Origin of the sequence: Streptomyces echinoruber (assembly GCF_014651135.1) — a bacterium.
Lineage (GTDB): Bacteria > Actinomycetota > Actinomycetes > Streptomycetales > Streptomycetaceae > Streptomyces > Streptomyces echinoruber.
Map to the genome: position 1 here is coordinate 1 of NZ_BMWH01000102.1, position 607 is coordinate 607.

Consider the following 607-nt stretch of genomic DNA (forward strand, 5'->3'; position numbering starts at 1 on the left):
AGAACTACAGCTTCCGGGGCGTCGACGACGCCATGTCGGCGATGGCCGGGCCCATGCGCAACCACGGCTGCTTTCTGGTCCCGGAAGTCCTCGACGTCAAGCAGCGGCCCCGGGGTGAGAAGGGCACGCACACCAACCTGACGATGCTGTACCGCATCTACGGCCCGGCGGGTGACTGCCTGCTCGCCAAGATGCCCGGCGAGGCCATGGACATGGCCGACAAGAGCGTCAACAAGGCCATGAGCGCCGCGCTCAAGTACCTCTTGTTCTGGGTGTTCATGATCCCCGTCGACGCTCGGTCCATCGCCGACAGCGACCGCGACACCTACGTCGAGCCGGACCCCGAGCCGCGCCCCCAGCAGCGGCAGCAGGCCCGGCAGCAGCGCGGCCAGGTGCGCCGCAGCCGCCGCGCCGAGCCGGGCCCGTGGGAGCAGCCGCCCCAGCAGCGCCCGGCGCGCCGCGACTACGTCGCCGAGGCGCAGGCGGCCCGCTCGCCCGAGGAGTTCGCCCAGGTGCGCGCCGCCGCGCAGCAGGCCGGGGCGCCCGCCGAATTCCTCGCCCAGCTCGACCAGATCGCCGCCGAGAAGCGGGCCGCCGCCCAGCGCCA

The 607-nt window shown here is 73.0% G+C and carries 1 protein-coding gene; it reads left to right on the forward strand.

What is annotated here, in order from left to right:
* Positions 1–607 (forward strand): ERF family protein (locus tag IE225_RS32750; protein WP_190061294.1); only part of this gene is annotated, 607 nt, incomplete at both ends.